The sequence below is a fragment of the Campylobacter cuniculorum DSM 23162 = LMG 24588 genome (assembly GCF_002104335.1).
GTDB classification, from domain to species: Bacteria; Campylobacterota; Campylobacteria; order Campylobacterales; family Campylobacteraceae; genus Campylobacter_D; species Campylobacter_D cuniculorum.
The window spans coordinates 1,018,186-1,037,033 of record NZ_CP020867.1 but is presented as its reverse complement, the minus strand read 5'-3'; the positions used below and the strand labels follow the sequence as shown (position 1 = coordinate 1,037,033).

The following is an 18,848-nucleotide window of genomic DNA, read 5'->3' as shown; positions in this document are numbered from 1 at the left end:
GAAAAATATGTTGGAATGGGATTTAAGTGTTTTATTTAAGGATGAAGAAGCTTTGCAAACTCATACAGAAAAATGCAAAAAAGACTCTTTATTGTTTAAACAAAAATTTGAAAATCAACTTTGCCGTTTAAATGCTGATAATTTTTTAAATGCTCTTAAAAAATTTGAACAAATCAATTTAGCACTCAATAAAATCCTAAGCTATGCGTATCTAATCTTCGCCAAAGATACAAGTTACGGAAGAATTTACGCTAAATATGAAGAAGAATGCAAAAAAATTGAAGAAAATTTACTCTTTTTTGAGCTTGAATTTTGTGCTTTAGATGAAGATAAGGCTTTGGAATTTAAAAATTTTTGTAAAGAATATGGACTTTTTTTAGAAAATTGGCTCAAACGCAAAACACATCAGCTTAGTAAAGCAGAAGAAAGAGTCATGCTTTATCTCTCAAATACAGGCTCTCATGCTTTTGCCAGACTTTTTGATGAAAATATGAGTGCTTTAAAAATTCCTTTTGAAGGGAAAAAACTTAGTGAAGAAGAGATTTTGAGCAAACTTTATGATAGCGATCGAAAAATTCGCAAAAAGGCGGCTAAAAATTTTACTAAAGTTTTAGAAAAGAATTCAAATCTTTTAACTTTTATTCTCAATATGATTAAAACAGAAAGAAAAAATATTTGCTTTTTAAGAAACTATGAAAATGCTGAAGCACCAAGACATCTTAGCAATCAAATTTCACAAAAAAGTGTCGATGCACTCATCAATACCACGCAAAAACATTTTGATTTAGTGGAAAAATTTTATAAAAGAAAAAAGCAAATTTTAGGCTTTAATAAACTCAAAGATTACGATAGATACGCTCCTATCGGTAAAGAAAAGAAATTTAGTTTTGAACAAAGTAAGGATATTATTCTCAAAAGTTTTAAAGCCTTTTCGCCTGAATTTGAAAAAATTGCAAAAGAAGCCTTTAAAAAAGGTTGGATTGATGTGTATCCTAAAGATAAAAAACAAGGGGGAGCCTTTTCTCATCCTGCCACACCCGATACTCATCCTTTTATTTTGCTTAATTTTACCGAGCAAAGACGCGATCTCTTTACTCTAGCACATGAATTAGGACATACCATACATCAAAAACTTTCTTATCAAGTGAGCTTTTTAAATCAGGATACACCCCTAACCACAGCTGAAATGGCTTCTGTATTTGCTGAAATGCTCGTGTTTGATTATATTAAAACCAAGCTTGAAAAAGACGAACTTATAGCCCTTTATGCGGCAAAAATTGAAGATATTTTTGCAACCCTTTACAGACAAATCAATTTTACTTGTTTTGAAAGACGCATTCACGCCCATAAAGACGAGCTTAGTAAAGAACAAATCAATCAAATTTGGATAGAAGAATCTCAAAAAATGTTTAAAGATAGCATTTGCTTAAGTAAGAATTATTCTTTATGGTGGTCTTATATCCCTCATTTTATCCATTCTCCTTTTTATTGTTATGCCTATGGCTTTGCACAGCTTTTAGTTTTAGCTCTCTATGGACTTTATAAAAGTAAAAAATGTGAAAATTTCAAAGAGCTTTATATTAAAATGCTTTCTTTAGGAGGAAGTGTGAGTCCTAAAGAATTGATTGCGATGTTTGGCTTTGATTATGAGGATAAAGATTTTTGGGAGATTGGAATTAAAGAAATTGCAAAACTTGTTGATGAATTTGTTCATAAAGAGGGAAAAAATGCTTAAATTTTTAGAAGATGAAAATTTTATCAAATTGATGCAAAAACATTGTTTTAATGTCCTTGAAATGTTAATGGATAAGAATATTTTTTTTTCTATTGCTGTTAAGACTGAATTTGTTGATTTTGATCCGGTTTTACCCGAAAATTTAGACATAAAAAAGAATCCCTATGCAGTCTTTGCTCTTGCAGGTTATACCTTTGAATCCATTAGGCTTGATAAAGAAAAAATCAATTTCCACGCAGGTTTTGGTCCTGAAGATTTTGCCACCTTTGTAAGCGTTGATCTTGGAGCTATCACACACATTCAAGTTGAAAATAATGTTTTATTTGTGAATTTTAGCCTTTATAAACGCGAAAAAAGTGAAAATCTCACTCAAAATTCTATCGATATTTTTCTTAATAATCCTAAAAATAAGAATTTATTTAAAAAATGAATCTTTTTAAAGGACTCAATGAAAGTCAAATCGAGGCTGTGCAACATATCGATGGAGCTATGCTGATTTTAGCAGGTGCTGGAAGTGGAAAGACTAAAACCATTACGACCCGTCTTGCATATCTTATCAGTGAAGTGGGAATTCCAGCCCTTAATACCCTAACCTTAACTTTTACAAATAAAGCCGCAAATGAAATGAAAACAAGGGCTTTAAATCTTATAGGAAATGATTCTTTTTATGGAAATCCCTTGCTTTGCACTTTTCATAAATTTGGGCTTTTATTTTTAAGATTGCATATAGAAAAACTAGGACGCAAAAACGATTTTAATATACTCGATACGAGCGATACAAAAAAAATTTTAAAAGAAATCATCGACGAAAAAGAAAATGCTTCAAATATTCTTCACTATATTTCACATTTTAAGAATCATTCTAAGGGTGTTGAAGAGGTTTTTGAGGATTTGAATTTTTTTAAAAATGAGCCAGAAAAATATAAAAAATTTGAAAAAATTGCTTTATATTATCAAAATTATCAAAACTATCTCTTAAAATATAATTTTGTGGATTTTGACGATCTTTTGATGTTGAGTAATACTTTGCTTGAGAGGGATGAAAATTTTGCAAAGGAACAAAGTGAATTTTATCATTATATTATGGTTGATGAATATCAAGATACTAATGATTTACAACATAAAATTCTTAAAAATCTTTGCACAGCACATGAAAACATTTGCGTTGTAGGAGATGATGATCAAAGCATTTATAGTTGGCGTGGAGCAAAGATTGATAATATCTTAAATTTTCAAAATGAATTTAAAAATGTCAAACTTGTCAAACTTGAAAAAAATTATCGCTCCACACAAACGATTATCCAAGCTGCAAATGAGCTTATAAAACACAATGAAAATAGACTCGGCAAGGAGCTTGTTTGCACGAAAGAGCAAGGCGATGCACTTGAAATTTTACAAGCTCTTGATGAAAAAGAAGAAGCCAAAGAACTTGTTTTAAGAATTAAAAGACTCATTCAAAAAGGAATTAAAGCCAATAAAATCGCTGTGCTTTTTCGAGTCAATGCTCTTTCGCGTTCTTTAGAAGAGGTCTTTAATAAAGAAAAAATTCCCTATAAGCTTTTAAGCGGAATGAAATTTTATGAGAGATTAGAAATTAAAAATATACTTTCTTATCTAAGATTTTTAAGCAATTTCAATGACGATTTTTCTTTTAAAGCCATCATCAATTATCCCAAAAGAGGCTTTGGTGCAAGTACCTTAGAAAAATTAGAAAATTATGCCAATAAAGAAAAAATTTCTTTGTTTGAAGCCCTTTGCAATCTTGAAGGAAGCGGTTTTTTTGCAAAAAAACTCGATAAAGAAATTCATGGATTCATCGAGCATATTAAAAATTTAAAAGAATGTGAGACTTTAGAAAGATTATTTGATAAATTAGAAAGTGAGTTTAAATTCAAAGAATATTACAAGACTCAAGCAGATGGAGAGGATAGAATTCGCAATCTTGATGAATTTTATGCGGGAATGAAGGATAAAATTAAAAATGAACATTATGAAAATTTGAATGAAATTCTTAATGAACTTTCGCTTTTAAGTGAACAAGATGGAGTCAGTGGAGAGTGCGTTTATGTGATGAGCATACATGCGAGTAAGGGTTTGGAATTTGATTATGTTTTTATTGCCGGACTTGAAGAAGGATTTTTTCCCCTTCATTCTGAAACAAGTGATATAGAAGAAGAAAGAAGACTTGCTTATGTTGCTATAACACGTGCAAAAAAGGCTCTTTGTTTGAGTTATGCGGATTCAAGATTTTATAAAGGTGCAAGAACAAGACTTGAAAAAAGTAGATTTTTAAATGAAAGTCAGAAAATCACAGAGGAAAATGAAGAATATGAAAAAAAACAAAAATTTAACAAAGGAGATTTAATCAAGCATAAAATTTTCGGTATCGGTAGAATTGTAGATATACAGACAGAAAAAGAACAAATGCTTCATATCAATTTTGGCGGAATCAAACGCATTATTTTAGCTTCTTTTGTAGAAAAAGCCCTATGAATAGACTTTTTGTTGCTTATAAAAAAGTAGAAATGAGTTCAAATGCCTTTTTAAGCTCACTTAAAAAAAGATATAAGGTTAAAAAAGCTGGATATTCAGGCACACTTGATCCTTTTGCTCAAGGCGTTTTAATCATAGCTTTTGGACAATTTACCAAACTTTTTCGTTTTCTTAAAAAAAGTCCAAAAATTTATCGTGCCACATTTTGGTTTGGGGTTCATTCTTTAAGTTTTGATAATAAAAACATACAAAGTGTTGTGAAACTTCCTATTTTTGATTTAGATAAACTTGAAAAAATCAAAGAAGAGCTCTTAGGTGAAATCACTTTCACACCTCCGCAATTTAGTGCTAAGAGAATTCAAGGTAAAAGAGCTTATGAATTTGCTAAAAAAGGCGAAATAATTTCTTTAAAAAAATGCAAAATGCAAATTTTTTATTGTAAAATTTTGCATTATATGCATCCTTTCCTCAGTCTTGAACTTTGTGTGAGTGAAGGAGCTTATATACGCTCTTATTGTGAAATTTTTGCTCAAAAACTTGGCATTGATGCAACTTTGAGTGCCTTAGAACGTGTTCAAGAAGGAAATTTTAGCTACGAAGATGAAAAAGATTTAAATGTGTTAGAATATTTGGATCTAAAGGAAAATTTTCTTAAAGATGTAAGCAAACTTGAAAATGGCGATAAAATAGAGCTTGAAGAGCTTGAATTTCAAGAAGAGGGAAGTTATTATATACAAAATAAGAATTTTTTTTGTATCATTGATATTAAAGATAATAAAGTAAAATATATTCTTAATAAGGTTAAAAAATGTTAATACTATCAAGAAAAGAAAATGAAAGCATACAAATCGGTGATAATATAGAGATTAAAATCATACAAACCACCAAAGGTTGTGCTAAAATCGGTATAGAAGCACCAAAATCTTTGATGATTTTAAGAAAAGAGCTTATCACTCAAATCAAAGATGAAAATTTGCATTCTGCAACTCAAAATGATGTTAAACTCGAAATTCTAAGTAAAAAGCTTAAAAAATGAAAGCTCGGGCTAAAGCTAATATTTTTCTTAAACTCATAGGTCGGGATAAACGTTCTTATCATCTCATAAAATCGCGTTTTATCTTGCTTGATGAGCCTTATGATGAGCTGATTTTACAAGATGAAAAATTCAAAGAGGGTTTTGAACTCATCAGTGATTTTGAATGTGAAAACAATATCATAAAAAAAGCCTATGATTTGCTTTGCAATCAAGGTTACGAAAATGAGCTAAAAGAATTTTTTAAAAATAAGAGTTTAAAACTGGTTAAAAATATCCCCGTTTGTGCAGGACTTGGGGGTGGAAGCTCTGATGCAGCTTGTTTTTTGATGATGATGAATGAGGAATTAAATCTTAGAATTTCTAAAGAAAAACTCGTTCAATTAAGCATGAAATTGGGCTCTGATATAGCGTTTTTTTTAAGCGGTTTTAAAAGTGCAAATGTGGGTGGATGTGGAGAAATGATACAAGAATTTGAAGATGAAATTCCAAAACTTGAATGGAATTTTCCTCAAATTGCTTGTCAAACTTCAGCTGTTTATCAAAAATTTGATGAAAGTGTGTTTGATTTTAAACAAAATGAAAAAAACGCAAAACTCTTTGAAAAGCTTAAAACTACGCAACTTTTAGAATATGAAAATTTACAACTTAACGATTTATTTACTTCTTGTGTAGCTTTATATCCTAAAATGCAAAAGTTTTTAGAGGCAAATTTTTTTCTTAGTGGAAGTGGAAGCAGTGTTTTTAAGGTTTGCAAATGAAAAAAATTATCGCAAGAAATAAAAAAGCTTTGTTTGATTATAGTATTATTGAAACTTTTGAAGCGGGACTTGTTTTAAAAGGCAGTGAGGTTGTTGCTCTTAGACAAGCAAGAGCGAATTTAAAAGATTCTTTTGTCCGCATTATTAAAGGAGAGCTTTTTTTACTCAATGCACACATTTCATATCTTAGCACAACACATTCTTATTATAAACACGAAGAACGAGGTGCTAGAAAACTTCTAATGCATAGAAAACAAATCGACAAGCTTTTAGGAAAAGTGAGCATTGAAGGTTATACTTTGGTGATTTTAGATTTGTATTTTAATGCTAAAAATAAAGCAAAGGCGACTTTGGCTCTAGCTAAGGGTAAAAATTTGCATGATAAACGTCAAACCTTGAAAAGAAAGCAAGCTGATTTAGATGCTAAGATGGCAATGAAAAATTTATAAGGATTTAAGATGAAAAAATTTTTAAAATTAAGTATAATTATGCTTATAGGATTTTTTACCATAGCCTGTAATGATGAAGAGGTTAAAAATGACCTAATGTTTGAAAAATTCAAGCTTGGTGAAAAAATCACTTTACATAGTGTCAATGGTGGTTCTAAGACACTCATTCGCACAGATAAAGGTTTTATGATAGAGGGCGAAGAGAATAAAATTCTTATGTTTGATTTTTTTGGAACTTTTTGTGCTCCTTGCAAAGAAGAAGCTTTAGACCTTAGCAAACTTTGGAGAGATAATGCTCAATATTTTGTTATCATAGGTTTGAGTCATTTTGAAGATGTGAGCGATGAGGCTGTAAAGAAATTCGCTGATGATTATGGAGCGTATTATTTTCTAAGCAATGATAAGCAAAATGATAGAATCATTGCTCAAATTTTAGAGGATATAGACTATCATAATATGGAGCAATTGCCATTTAAGGTGGTTCTAAAAGAAGGACAATATCAAAATTTAAGTGATTATTGGGGTGGAAAAGAAAAGGTGAATTTTTATCTTGGAAAGGTGCCTACAATGGTTATACAAAAAGATTTAGAACGAATTTATAAGGGCTAATGATGCCAACGAAAACAAAAATTTTAGAACAAAACAAACTTAAAGAACCAAAGATGTTTAAAGTCTTACTTTTAAATGATGAAGTTACAACTATGGATTTTGTTATCGAAGTTTTAATCAGTGTTTTTCATCATGATTTTAACAACGCCAGCAAAATTATGCTTGAAGTGCATTCTAAGGGAAGTGGAGTCTGTGGAATTTACACACAAGAAATCGCTCTTTCAAAACAAAAAAAGGTTAATGATATGGCAAAAATGGCGAATTTTCCATTACAAACCAGAGTGGAGGAAGAATGAAATATCAAGAAGAGCTTAAAATATATCTTGTCGGTGCTAAAAATTTAAGTCTTGTCAATCACCATGAATTTATAACCTGCGAACATTTGCTCTTTGCTTTACTCAAATCTAGCGGGGATTTTAAGGCAATTTTTAAGGAATTTGGCGATGGGGATTTTGAACTTTTGGAAAATGAGTTAAGGGATTATCTTTCTCAAAAAAATGAAAGTTTAACGAAAAGAATTGAACCTGTTAATTCTATAGTTTTAGATGAAATTCTCAATACAATCAAAAAAGAAAATCCTAATAAAAGCATAAAAACCATCGATTTTTTAGATAAAATCTTGCAAGATGGAAGAAGTTATTCAAATTATTTACTTCAAAAACATGAACTTAATTTTCAAAAACTCAAAGAAATAAAAGATTTAAACAATTTAGAACATTTAAATCTTTACACAAGTGAGCTCACTCTTTTAGCAAGTGAAGGTAAGATTGATCCTTTAGTTGGCAGAAATTTTGAACTTGAAAGAATGATGCAAATTTTAGCACGTCGTAAAAAAAACAATCCTGTTTTAATCGGAGAAGCAGGAGTTGGAAAAACGGCTATCGTTGAAGGTTTAGCTTTGGCTATCTTTGAAAAAAGAGTCCCAAAACAATTGCTTAATGCAAAAATTTATAGCCTTGACATCACGGGACTTCTTTCAGGTACAAAATATCGCGGGGATTTTGAAAAACGTATCAAAGAAGTGTTAAGCGAACTTTCTCTTATCCCAAATGCTATACTTTTTATCGATGAAATTCACACCATAGTAGGAGCAGGAGCAGCGGGTGAAAGCCATACGGATTTTTCAAATCTCTTAAAACCTGCTTTGAGTAAAGGAACATTAAAATGCATTGGTGCAACAACCTTTTTAGAATACAAAAATACCTTTGATAAAAACAAAGCTTTAAGTCGTCGTTTTGCTAAAATTAATGTTGATGAACCGAGTAAAGAAGAATGTTTGCTTATCTTAAAAGGCTTAAAAAGCAAATATGAAAATTTCCATCATATTAAACTCAGCGATGAAATTTTAGAAGCAAGTGTAGAATGGGGTAAAAAATTTTTCAATGACAAATTCCTGCCCGATTCTGCTATTGATTTAATTGACGAGCTCGGAGCTTCATTTGCTTTGCGTCAAAAGGCTAAAAAAACAGCGACTTTAAAGGATTTAGAACTGACCTTAGCCAAAATGACTCATTCTCATCAAATTTTTGAATTTGACCAAAATAAGGCTTTGATGAGTCTTAATGCAAAATTAAAAAGTAGAATTTTTGGACAAGATGAAGTGATTAATAGTCTTTGTGCAACCTTAAAACAAAGTTACGCAGGGTTTAAGAATCAAAATTCTCCTCGAGGAATTTTTCTTTTTACAGGTTCAAGTGGAGTTGGAAAAACAGAACTTTGTAAAAATTTAGCCAAATTCTTAGGTTTGAATTTGGAAAGATTTGATATGAGTGAGTATGCTGAAAAACACGCTCTTAGTAAGCTCATCGGCTCTCCTGCTGGTTATATTGGCTATGAAGATGGCGGACTTTTAAGTAATGCTATACGCAAAAATCCTTTCAGTGTGGTGCTTTTTGATGAGATAGAAAAGGCTCATCCGGACCTTAGTAATACTTTTTTACAAATCTTTGATAATGCTATGCTTACCGACAATAGTGGTTTAAAGGTTGATTTTAAGAACACTATCATTGTTATGACTTCAAATTTAGGACTTAAAGAAAGCAATGAACTTGGATTTTTAAGTAAAAATGAGGAAAAAAGCAATCGTGCCATTAAGGAATTTTTCGCCCCTGAATTCATCAATAGACTTGACAAAATTCTACATTTTAACGACCTTAATGACAATATTTTAATCAAAATTGTTCAAAAAGAACTTGATGAAATTTCAAAAAATTTAAAAAATGTCAGCTTAATTGCAGATGAAAAGGTTAAAATTCACTTAGCAAAAAAAGCTTATCAGAAGGAATTTGGAGTGCGTCTTTTAAAACGTATTATTGCCGAAGAAATTGGTGAAAAAGTCAGCGATGAAATTCTTTTTGGAAAACTCAAAAAAGGTGGAACTGCTAAAATCAAGCTTGGAAAAAATGGACAAATCGAAATTGTATTCTAAACTTTTAACCGCTCCTAAAGACTCTCCTGTTTTTTTAAGTCCGGAGCTTGAGAGTGATTTTATTTTAGAGCTTTATCCCTTTGGACTTTTTCCTTGGACAAATCACCCTGTAACTTGGTGGTGTCCGGATCCTCGATGTGTGCTTTTTCCCGATGAAATTCACATTCAAAAAAATATGAGAAAATTTTTAAAAACTTATGAGATAAAATTAGATTATGATTTTTTAAAATTAATCACACTTTGCAAACAAATGCGTGTTCAAAGCTGGATTGATGAAGATTTTATACGAGTTTATAATGAGCTTTTTAAGCAAGGTTTTGCACATAGCTTAGAGCTTTATGAGCAAGATGAGCTTATAGGTGGAATTTATGGCTTGATTTTAGGGAAGGTGTTTTTTGGTGAAAGTATGGTGAGTGCGAGAAAAAATGCTTCTAAAATTGCTTTGATTAAACTCTGCGAACTTTTAAAACCCTATGATTTTATCATTGATTGTCAAGTTTATAATATGCATTTAGAATTTATGGGAGCTAAAAACATTGCACGTAAAGATTTTCTTGCAATCTTAGAAAAAAAATGCGAACAAGAAAGTGGTTTTGAAAATTTTAAAGATTTACAAAAATTACTTTAATTGCTTTGATGAATCGATGATTTTTGCTTGATTGAGAAAATTTTTAACTGAAAGCACCTTTGTAAAAAGACAAAAAAATCATGCAAATTTTGCTCTCAAAAGATTAAAAACTAAGGCGAAATGATTTAAAAATCATATTTTAAAATATAAATTTTTGTCATTTTTTTTGATTTTAAAGAAGAAAATTCATTTTAAGATTAACATAATTAAGATTAATACAAAAAATTAGAAAAATTAAAAATTGCTTAAAAATTCTAATATTTACCTAAGTAAAATAAATGCTCTTTTTTAATCTTGCCACTTTATTTTTTTATTATTTTGTTTTTAGATGCATTAAAAAAGATGTATTAAAAAAAATGGTGAAATAAAAATTTAATTTTTTTATCTTAGAAAAATTAATTTTTATTACAAAATTTTAAAAATATCATTATAATTAATCCTTGTGTGAGAATTTTTGATAGAGAAAAAGTGATGAAAATTCTTGATTTGCTCTGGTTTAGATATTTGTTTTTATGACATTTTTTTAAACTTATAGAAAATAAATTTAATTTTTAGTCATAATGGGTCAAAAATATTTATGTGTTTTTAGGATAATTTTAATATTTGTATTCTTAGCATGGATGCACAATTTATACCAAAGGCAAGGACAGATAAAAATTCTTTGGTTCCTTTTCAAAGCCCAATTCCCCGTTGTGTGCTTTAATGATTTCTTTTGAAAGCGAAAGCCCTAAGCCATTTCCTTTGAGTTTAGTGGTTTTAAAAGCTTCAAAAACCAAATTTTCATCTTTAATTTCACAACCATTATCATACACCCTTATGATTAAGCTGTTTTTTTCGATGCTTGCAATGATTTTTATTTTTGGTTTTGGATTTTCATTTTCTTCTATTGCATCGATTCCGTTATAGATAAGATTTTGCAAGACAAGACTTAAAAGAGCTTTGTCAGCCTTGATTTTAAGATCTAAAAAAATGATTTCAAATTCAATAGCACTTGAAAAATTATAAGAATTGATAGCCTGTTCGCATTCGTCTTTAAGTTCCAAAAGATTAAATTCACTCGCATTAATATGCACTCCTTTGGTAAAAAGTAAGGTTGAATTAACGATACGTTCAACTCTTGAAATTGCTTTTTGAATTTCTAAAACAATGTGCTTATTTTTAAGTTCACTGCGAGAAAAAAGAGTTGAAGTAAGCAAAGAGATTGAGCCTATAGGATTGCGAATTTCATGGGCAAGATGAGCCGCAACACTTCCCATACTTGCGAGTCTTTCATTGCGTTTTTCATCACTAATGTCTGTGGCACTGATGATGGTTTTTTGATTTTGAGTGATGATTTTTACGATATAAAATTGACCCTCAAATTCAAGCTCATAATGTTTTTTTTCAAGTTTAATTTGTTTGAGTAAATTAGAATGATTGAGAGCTTCGCGATTTTGCAAGATAATATTTTTTTGAGTGTCAAGTATCCAAAGAGCCGTAGGTAAAACCTCGATAATTTCACTGACCATAGCCTTTAAAGAATTGTAGTTTTCATTAAGAATTTTGTATTCATGTTCTATCACATAAGTTTGCTCGATGAGGTTTTCAAGCCCTTTTTGTAGAGTTTGTTTGTCTTTAGAATCTAAACTTTGCAAAATATTTTTGTCCATTTTTAATCCCTATAATAAAATTTTAAAATCACTTAAATCAAATAAAAGCAAATTGCGTTCATGAATTTTCTCAAATTCTTTACTGAAACCATTTTTTGAAAAAAGTATATAATAATTTGGTATTAAATTAAGGCTTTTTGCCTTATTTTGGAGTTGATTTAAAATATTTTTACAAATTTTTTTATTTTTAAATTTAACCTCACCAAGCAAACAAAAATTTTCATCTTTATAATACAAATCAAGTTCCAAATTTTTATCCCAATAGCTTTGCACAGGACTGATATTAAATTTTTTTTCTAAAAATTCTCGGCAAAGTTGTTCAAAACAAAAGCTTTGATAATGTTCAAAATTTTCTTTAATTTCAGTTAAAATTTTGTCAAATTGTCCTTCTAAAATGAAATTTTCATTAGGTTTGAGAAAACGAAAGAAAAAACGCGTGAAATGGTCTTTAAATATAATTTTATCTTGTATGGTATAGGTTCTTAATTCTTTTTTAAGTTTTTGTTTTTTATTTTTTATGATTTTAAGTTCTTTGCTTTTTTCTAATTTTAAAATTCCTAAGTCAAGGAGTTTATGAATGATATTTAAGGCTTTAAAACGATGAATTTTACGATGAATGGAATATCTTTTACGACTATTTTTAGCTAAAAGTGTCAGTGCGTAAGAGCTTAAGGGGTCAAGATTAAATTTATTTTTAAACTCAAAATAATTTTTCAAAAGCAAATTTTCAATACTTTCAAAAAGAGAAGGGTAGAAATTTTCAACCCCGCTTCCATCAAAAACACTATAAAAATTCACTAATTCATCGAGCTTGAGTTCAGTGTGCAAAGATGCAAATTCGTTAAAATTAATATTTCTCTCCTTTTTTAAAACTTATTTATTGTATAATTTTAGCAAATTTTTAAAGGATTTTTATTTGCAAATTGAGGATTTGAAAAAAGATTTAATTTTAAAAAAGAAAACACTTTATTTTGATTTTGCTGCAAGTGCTTTGGCTTTAAAGAGTGTGGAAAAAGAAATTTTAAAAATTCTTCCAAGTTATGCAAATACGCATTCGGACAGCTCCTTAAATTCTTTTAAGACTCAAATGCTTTATGAGAGTGCAAGAGAGGATATTAAAAAAAGCTTAAAATTAAACGATGATTTTGCTGTGATTGCTTGCGGTACGGGTTCTAGTGGGGCGATTAAAAAATTTCAAGAGCTTTTAGGAATTTATATTCCGCCTGTGGTTAAACAAAGGTATTTTGGTACTTTAGATAAAAAAACTCTACCCTTAGTGCTTGTAGGACCTTATGAACATCATTCTAACGAGCTTTCTTTTAGAGAAGGATTGTGCGAATGTGTCCGCATTCCTTTAAATTCTAAAGGTGAGATTGATTTTGAATTTTTGCAAAGCACACTAGAAAAAAATAAAAAACGGCAAATCATCGCGAGTTTTTCTTTGGCTTCTAATGTCACAGGAATTTTGAGTGATTTTAAAAAAATTTCAAAACTTATACGTGCATATAAAGGTATTGTGGCTTTTGATGCGTCAAGTTTTATGCCCTATAAAAACATAGCGTGTAATTTTTATGATGCCTTGTTTATCAGCTCACATAAATTTGTAGGCGGAATAGGAGGTTGTGGGCTTTTAGTCATTAAGAAGAATCTTTGTGGAAATAAACCAAGTTTTGCAGCCGGTGGAACAGTGGGTTATGTTTCAAGGACTTCACAAAATTATCTTTGCAATGAAGAGGCTCTAGAAGAGGGCGGGACACCGGGAATTTTACAGCTGATTCGAGCTTCTTTGGCTTTTAAAATCAAAGATGCAATTGGTGAAACAGAGATTGCTCAAAATGAGAAAATCTTAAAAGAATATATTTTTGAAAGATTTGAAGCAATTCCAAATTTAGAGCTTTATGCAAAAAATTTGAAAAAAAGATTGGCGATTTTTTCTTTCAATATCAAAGGAATTTCCCCTTTTGATCTTGCCCATCAATTGAGTGAAAAATTTCACATAGAAACGAGGGCAGGTTGTGCTTGTGCTGGACCTTATGGACATGATTTATTAGGGCTTAGGGACAATGAAAAACTTAATTTCAAGCCCGGTTGGCTTAGAATCAGCCCCCATTATACACATGAAAAAAAAGATGTGGATTATTTTTTTGAATCTTTGCAAAAAAGCATCGCGAAGCTTAGCAGATGAGTTGATTTTATATGAATTTTTGTCTTGGAATAAAGTCTATTTTATTTGATTATATCTTTAAAAAATTTTTAAATTATTCATCATTGATATTAAGAAGTCTAGTTTTCATAAAAGTATAACTTGTAAATTTATTTTTTATATCTAAATTTTTGTAATAAAAATTTTCAATCATATTTTCTTTTAAAAGAGCATTTATCTAAAAACTCATTTTGAAAAGTATAACTTAATCATTATGAAAATCTTTTTTTATTTTAATTTCGCAAGGATATTTGAGATTTAAATTTTTTCAAGCTGATTTAATTTTTGTATGATCTGGTTTTTTATTTTATTTGTAAGTATATGAAAAATATAAGGTTTTTTCTCGTATTGTTTGGCATTTGTTTTATTAAGATATATGCATCATTACAGCTGTAAATTTAATATAATTCTCATCCGCACAAAAACAAATATGATACATAAATTTCCTTAGTCAAACAAAGTGATTTCTTTATCTCTTTCGGTTTCAAAAGAATTGAGAAAATTTTCTTCATCTTCTATTAAAACAAGGCAATAAGTATAGGCTTTAAAATTTTTTAAATCTTTGATTTCATTATAAGAAAAATCGCAAAAAAGTGAGTTTTTTCGAGAAGTTTTAAAGCCCTTTATATGCTGACAATTTTCTTGAAAAAAATCAAAATCTTCTTCGTTAAAAACCAAAATAAAAGCCTGAAATCCCTCTCCAAATTTTGTAATTTGCATGTTTTGATTGATAAAATAACTTTTGAAAAAATCTAATTTTTTTAAATCAAAATCAATCTTCATTCCCTTTTCCTTTAAAAAGGCAATGAATTGTGCAAAAATTTCTGCATAAATAAAGGGAAAACGAAGATTTTTAAAATACAAATCTTCACAAATCAAACTCGTCCAAAACAAGCTTGAATGGCTTAAAATCGTATAAGAACTTGGCTTTAAAAATTCACAATTTGCACAAAATTTTAATAAATAGTTCTCATCACAAAAACAAAAAAAATCCTCTTTTTTAGCCTCAATTAAATTTTGAAAATCTAAAAAAACATTCCCACTTAAATTTTTAAAACGAAAAGCCTTTGAAAAATTAAATTGATGTCTGTTTGTCAATAGAAAATGAAGTTCTTTATTTTCACATAAAAAACGCAAGAGCCTAAAGAGTGCATTTTCTAGGTTTTCAACCTTAAGATAAAAAACTTCTAAATCTGTCATTTTAATGTCTTTATCAAACACTATAACAAAGGCTCCTTTTTTTATCGCTTCATTAATCTCATTTTGTATATTAGAAAAAAAGGCAAAACCGGACTTGATTTGATTTAAATTCAAAGCAAAACCATCAACACTTAAGGTGCTTCCTTCATTAATCATCGAAGCATTTAAAAGCTCACTAAGATTACTAATATTCATTAACTTATCAATGAACCATTTAAAACAAGCTCTTTAGGACCTATTAAAACACAATCATCTCCACTTTGAGCTGTGAGTATCATGCCATCGCTTTCATAGCCAAAGATTTTAGCCTTTTTAAGATTTGTAATGACACAAACCTGTTTGCCAATAAGCTCATCTGCTTTATAATACTCTGCTATACCCGAAAGCACCTGTCTTAATTCTCCATTGTCAAGTTCAAGCTGAAATTTAAGGAGTTTTTTACTTCCTTGTATGTTTTCACAAGCTTTTACCATAGCGACTTTGATTTCAATCTTAGCAAAATCATCAATTTTAATTTTCTGCTCTTGTTGCAAGGGAGCTTCTTGAGCTAAAAGCGGTTTTTCAATCTTAGTAAATAAAGCTTCTTGTGCATTGACCTTGAAATTTAAAAGCTGTTTTTCTAAAATTAAAGCTTGATAATTTTTTGTGTCAATTTTAAAATTTAAAGACTCGGCGACTTTAGCCGTGCTTTTTGGTAGGGTAGGGCTTAATAAAAGGCTCACTTTAGCCAAAATATTTGCACAAAGTCCGATTAAGGCATTGGCTTTTTTGACTTCACCTTTTTTGATTAAATTCCAAGGTTCGTATTTAGTAATACTCAAATTCGCAACAGCTAAAGCTTTAAAAAGCTCTTCTAAGTAGCGATTGGGTTGAAGATTTTCTAAAAAAATAATCGAGTCTTCAAGATGTTTTTGCACCACATCAAATTCTGTTTTAAAATTTTCTAAAATTCCCTCGTTTAAGATGATACCATTTGAGTATTTTAAACTCATTCCTACAATGCGACTGAGTAAATTGCCAAATTCATTGTTTAATTCAGAATTGATGCGATTAATCAACATGGTTTCACTAAAATCTCCATCATTTCCAAAGGGAACTTCGCGAAGTAAAAAATACCTAAAAGCATCCAAACCATAAGCATCAGCAATGTCCTTAGGTTTAATCACATTGCCTTTGGATTTACTCATCTTCTCACCCTCTTTAGTCCACCAGCCATGAGCACCTATAAATCGCGGTAAAGCAAGATTGGCACTCATTAAAAAAGCCGGAAAATAAACGGCGTGAAAACGCAAAATATCTTTACCCACTAAGAGCAAATGAGCAGGCCAAAATTTAGCATTTTTACCTTGATTTAAAAAATCCAAAGAGCTAACATAGATAAAAAGGGCATCAAGCCACACATAAATGATGTGTTTATTGTCTTTGATTTCATCGGGCAGTTTAATCCCCCAATCAAAACTTGTCCTTGTAATAGAAAGGTCTTTTAAGCCACTTTGGACAAAATTCACAAGTTCAGTTTTTTTGTTTTTAGGTAAAATCGGATCAGCTTCTTCGTACCATTTTAAAATAGCATCTTGATATTTTGAAAGTTTAAAAAAATAGCTTTCTTCTTCTAAAAGTTCAGTTTTTTTACCACAATCAGGACAAGCGTTTTCATCTTTAAGCTGGATTTTAGTGAAAAAGCTTTCACAAGAAATGCAATAATACCCCTCGTATTTATCCTTATAAATATCTCCTTTTTTCCACATTTTTAAGAATAAATCTTTAACAAATTCTATATGTCTTGAATCTGTTGTTCTTGCATAAATATCATAGCTGATTTCAAATTCATCCCAAAGTTTTTTAAATTCAGAGCTGATTTTATCGGCATATTCTTTAGGAGTAAAATTTCTTGCTTTTGCAGCTTGTTCTATTTTTTGTCCGTGCTCATCTGTTCCGGTTAAAAGCAGGGTTTCATGCCCTTGCAAACGATAAAATCTTGCCAGAGTGTCCGCAATGATTGTCGTATAAGCGTGTCCTAAATGGGGCACATCATTAACATAATAAATCGGTGTGGTGATATAACGCATATTTTTTCCTTAAAACTCAAATCCGCCTTCGGTTTTACCCTTAGACATGCTATTATAAACTGCATCAACATATTCTTTACGTGTGAGGCAACTCAAAAGCTCTGTGCAATTATAGCAAGAATTTAAGTTTTTTGAGTTTTGACATTGCATTAAAAGCTCTTTTTTTGTATCCATTGCTTTTTCAAATTCATCTCTTTCATTCATGTATAAGCCTTTAAGAGTTTTTCAATTTCATAATTTGAGCCAAAAAAACAAGGAGTGGTTGAGTGTATGTCATTAAATTCAAGTTCTAATAAAGAAAAATTTTCTCCATTGCTTGTCTTACCTCCTGCTTTTTCAATGATAAAAGCTAAAGGAAAAACCTCAAAAAAAGCCCTTAATTTACCTTTTGGTGCATCTTTTGTAGCAGGGTAGCTAAAAAGCCCTCCGCCTTTGAGTAAAATTTGATGCACATCACTTACCATAGCTCCAGAATACCTTAATCTATACCCCTCATCAAACAAAGCTTTGATAAAATCAATATGCTTTTTATCCCAATTTTTTTGTGTGCCACCTGTAGAATTAATCTTGCCTTTTTCAAGCATTTTTAGCTCTTTAATTAAAACAAATTCATCTTTTTGATTCAGACGATAAAGACATGCAACATCTTCGCAAACAACAAGTTCTATTCTTGGTCCATAAACGCTATACACGGCTGCTTTTAAATTTGAAGCCTTAGGACTTTTTTCATAGATTGCAAAGATAGAACCTATTGCAAAATTAACATCCATTAAAGATGAACCATCAAGAGGATCGTAAGCAACGATAAATTCTGCCTCATCATTAATGAGCAACATTTCTTCTTTTTCTTCGCTGATTAAAGCTTTAATTTTAGGACATTGACTTAGGGTTTTTTCTATGATTTTATCGCTTAAAATATCAAATTTAAGTTGAGTGTCTCCTGTGTGATTTTGACTCTTTTCATAGCTTGTATCCGGAAATTTAAGTTCATATGAAATTTGCAAAACGGCTTGTTTGATAAAAGAAATGAGTTCTTGCATTTTCTCTCCTTTATAAATTTTTAGCATTTTTAAGTATATAAGCACAAATGGATTCTAAATCATTTAAATCCAGCCATTGTAAATTTTTATATTCAATCTTTTCATAACTTGCAATTGCATTTGAAAAAGCAAAATAATCCTCATCGATTTTTTTACAAAAAACACTGATACGAGGCAAATCAAGATTTTTTAAGCCTTCAACCATACACAAATCAAAATCATCTATCATCTTAAGACTTTCTAAAATATTTCTTTGCTGATGAGAAAAAAAGGTTGTGCGAGTAGGGCTTAAAACCATAACTTCGGCTCCGGTTTGAAAAAATTTGAAGCTATCTTTGCCATTAAAATCAAATTGTGCTTTATCGCTAGGGTCGTGTTTGATGATAAGAATTTTCAATCCTTCTTGGATGAATTTATTTGCTATTTTTGTTATAAGCGTTGTTTTTCCAGAATTTGAAGGACCGCTAAAAGCTATAATTTTTCTTTTCATTGATTATTTGACACCATTTAAAAAAATTTTATAAAATTATATCTTTTTAAAGCAAAAAATA

19 protein-coding genes are annotated in these 18,848 nt (G+C 30.0%); 12 read left to right on the top strand and 7 right to left on the bottom strand.

Annotated features, from left to right (window positions below; all coding sequences use genetic code 11):
- Positions 1-7: 7 nt before the first annotated feature.
- From CCUN_RS05220 to aat, 11 genes are read left to right on the top strand one after another with little or no spacing between them, the layout of a single operon-like run.
- Positions 8-1,735 (top strand): M3 family oligoendopeptidase, encoded by a 1,728-nt coding sequence (locus tag CCUN_RS05220; protein ID WP_027305453.1) that lies wholly within the window; start codon positions 8-10, stop codon positions 1,733-1,735.
- Positions 1,728-2,165, top strand: coding sequence for a hypothetical protein (locus tag CCUN_RS05215; protein ID WP_027305452.1), 438 nt, complete (start codon positions 1,728-1,730; stop codon positions 2,163-2,165). Before CCUN_RS05220 ends, CCUN_RS05215 begins: the two co-directional genes overlap by 8 nt.
- Positions 2,162-4,228, top strand: a complete 2,067-nt coding sequence (locus CCUN_RS05210; RefSeq protein ID WP_027305451.1) for an ATP-dependent helicase — start codon at positions 2,162-2,164, stop codon at positions 4,226-4,228. The genes CCUN_RS05215 and CCUN_RS05210 overlap by 4 nt, the downstream gene beginning before the upstream one ends.
- The gene (truB, locus tag CCUN_RS05205; RefSeq protein WP_027305450.1) at positions 4,225-5,043 is read left to right on the top strand and encodes a tRNA pseudouridine(55) synthase TruB; all 819 of its coding nucleotides are present in this window, start codon (positions 4,225-4,227) and stop codon (positions 5,041-5,043) included. Before CCUN_RS05210 ends, truB begins: the two co-directional genes overlap by 4 nt.
- Positions 5,037-5,264 (top strand): carbon storage regulator CsrA, encoded by a 228-nt coding sequence (gene csrA, locus CCUN_RS05200; RefSeq protein ID WP_027305449.1) that lies wholly within the window; start codon positions 5,037-5,039, stop codon positions 5,262-5,264. Before truB ends, csrA begins: the two co-directional genes overlap by 7 nt.
- A complete protein-coding gene (locus CCUN_RS05195; RefSeq protein ID WP_027305448.1) occupies positions 5,261-6,022 on the top strand; it encodes a 4-(cytidine 5'-diphospho)-2-C-methyl-D-erythritol kinase in 762 nt (253 codons plus the stop codon). The genes csrA and CCUN_RS05195 overlap by 4 nt, the downstream gene beginning before the upstream one ends.
- Positions 6,019-6,471, top strand: coding sequence for an SsrA-binding protein SmpB (smpB, locus tag CCUN_RS05190; RefSeq protein WP_027305447.1), 453 nt, complete (start codon positions 6,019-6,021; stop codon positions 6,469-6,471). The genes CCUN_RS05195 and smpB overlap by 4 nt, the downstream gene beginning before the upstream one ends.
- Positions 6,472-6,480: 9 nt before the next feature.
- Positions 6,481-7,080 carry a TlpA disulfide reductase family protein gene (locus tag CCUN_RS05185; protein ID WP_027305446.1) on the top strand — a complete coding sequence of 200 codons (600 nt, stop codon included), beginning with the start codon at positions 6,481-6,483 and terminating at the stop codon, positions 7,078-7,080.
- 2 nt (positions 7,081-7,082) lie between these two features.
- A complete protein-coding gene (locus tag CCUN_RS05180; protein WP_027305445.1) occupies positions 7,083-7,376 on the top strand; it encodes an ATP-dependent Clp protease adaptor ClpS in 294 nt (97 codons plus the stop codon).
- The gene (locus tag CCUN_RS05175) at positions 7,373-9,508 is read left to right on the top strand and encodes an AAA family ATPase (RefSeq protein ID WP_027305444.1); all 2,136 of its coding nucleotides are present in this window, start codon (positions 7,373-7,375) and stop codon (positions 9,506-9,508) included. Before CCUN_RS05180 ends, CCUN_RS05175 begins: the two co-directional genes overlap by 4 nt.
- A complete protein-coding gene (aat, locus tag CCUN_RS05170) occupies positions 9,483-10,136 on the top strand; it encodes a leucyl/phenylalanyl-tRNA--protein transferase (protein WP_027305443.1) in 654 nt (217 codons plus the stop codon). The genes CCUN_RS05175 and aat overlap by 26 nt, the downstream gene beginning before the upstream one ends.
- A 629-nt stretch (positions 10,137-10,765) precedes the next feature.
- Here the strand turns inward: aat and CCUN_RS05165 are convergent.
- Positions 10,766-11,785 carry a fla regulon two-component system sensor histidine kinase FlgS gene (locus CCUN_RS05165; RefSeq protein WP_027305442.1) on the bottom strand — a complete coding sequence of 340 codons (1,020 nt, stop codon included), beginning with the start codon at positions 11,783-11,785 and terminating at the stop codon, positions 10,766-10,768.
- Between the two features lie 9 nt (positions 11,786-11,794).
- A complete protein-coding gene (locus CCUN_RS05160) occupies positions 11,795-12,583 on the bottom strand; it encodes a DUF234 domain-containing protein (protein ID WP_051521691.1) in 789 nt (262 codons plus the stop codon).
- Between the two features lie 118 nt (positions 12,584-12,701).
- Here CCUN_RS05160 and CCUN_RS05155 point away from each other — a divergent pair, with 118 nt between their 5' ends.
- Complete coding sequence (locus CCUN_RS05155) at positions 12,702-13,970, top strand: aminotransferase class V-fold PLP-dependent enzyme (RefSeq protein WP_027305440.1); 1,269 nt, start codon at positions 12,702-12,704, stop codon at positions 13,968-13,970.
- A gap of 465 nt (positions 13,971-14,435) precedes the next feature.
- On the opposite strand, the gene CCUN_RS05150 is transcribed toward CCUN_RS05155, so the two are convergent.
- From CCUN_RS05150 to mobB, 5 genes are read right to left on the bottom strand one after another with little or no spacing between them, the layout of a single operon-like run.
- On the bottom strand, positions 14,436-15,383 hold the full coding sequence (locus CCUN_RS05150; RefSeq protein ID WP_027305439.1) for a hypothetical protein: 948 nt from the start codon (positions 15,381-15,383) through the stop codon (positions 14,436-14,438).
- Positions 15,383-17,257 carry a methionine--tRNA ligase gene (metG, locus tag CCUN_RS05145; RefSeq protein WP_027305438.1) on the bottom strand — a complete coding sequence of 625 codons (1,875 nt, stop codon included), beginning with the start codon at positions 17,255-17,257 and terminating at the stop codon, positions 15,383-15,385. Before metG ends, CCUN_RS05150 begins: the two co-directional genes overlap by 1 nt.
- Positions 17,258-17,266: 9 nt before the next feature.
- Complete coding sequence (locus CCUN_RS05140; protein WP_027305437.1) at positions 17,267-17,461, bottom strand: hypothetical protein; 195 nt, start codon at positions 17,459-17,461, stop codon at positions 17,267-17,269.
- Positions 17,458-18,297, bottom strand: a complete 840-nt coding sequence (locus tag CCUN_RS05135; protein ID WP_027305436.1) for a class 1 fructose-bisphosphatase — start codon at positions 18,295-18,297, stop codon at positions 17,458-17,460. Before CCUN_RS05135 ends, CCUN_RS05140 begins: the two co-directional genes overlap by 4 nt.
- A gap of 10 nt (positions 18,298-18,307) precedes the next feature.
- Positions 18,308-18,787 carry a molybdopterin-guanine dinucleotide biosynthesis protein B gene (gene mobB, locus CCUN_RS05130; protein ID WP_027305435.1) on the bottom strand — a complete coding sequence of 160 codons (480 nt, stop codon included), beginning with the start codon at positions 18,785-18,787 and terminating at the stop codon, positions 18,308-18,310.
- Positions 18,788-18,848: the final 61 nt, after the last annotated feature.